The organism is Vibrio sp. 10N.222.46.A1 (assembly GCF_041473595.1).
Lineage (GTDB): Bacteria > Pseudomonadota > Gammaproteobacteria > Enterobacterales > Vibrionaceae > Vibrio > Vibrio tasmaniensis_A.
Genome location: NZ_JBFRSN010001177.1, coordinates 1 through 512 on the forward strand (window position 1 = coordinate 1; position 512 = coordinate 512).

Below are 512 nucleotides of genomic sequence, written 5' to 3' on the forward strand. Positions count from 1 at the left end.
GGGTAAGTAATCGTTCCACCGACACCAATATAGAAACCAAGCTGAATCCACGCCAAAGCCTGCTGTTCGCTCCCTGAAAATCCATGAATCACGCCACCCAAAGTAAATTTATACTGCTTTATTAGCTCAATAAGTCGGTTAAAAGACTTCCTTTCATGGATGATTAAAGGCAGCTTAAACGCCTTAGCTAGCTCTATTTGTTGAATGAAAAAACGCTCTTGTTTCTCCCGTGCAACATCGACAAAAAAGTCGAGACCACACTCTCCTATCGCAACACATTGACTGGTTTTTGATGAGAGTAATTGGCGAAGTTCCGAAAATTGCTCGTCATTGGCTTGCTCTAAAAAGTAAGGATGAAAGCCTAATGCGTAATAAACATTAGGGTAAGATTGAGCGATTTCATCAAGCTTCCTCCAGTTACTTTGGCCAATAGAAGGGATGATTAACTTCTCGACTTGCGCCTGTTTCGCTTCTTTAACGTAACCTTCAATACCTTTATCAAGTGAAAAACC

At 41.0% G+C, this 512-nt stretch carries 1 protein-coding gene; it reads right to left on the bottom strand.

Translation table 11 applies throughout. The features are described from left to right. On the bottom strand, positions 1 to 512 hold a 512-nt coding region (locus tag AB4496_RS25015; protein WP_372132502.1), incomplete at both ends, for a TatD family hydrolase.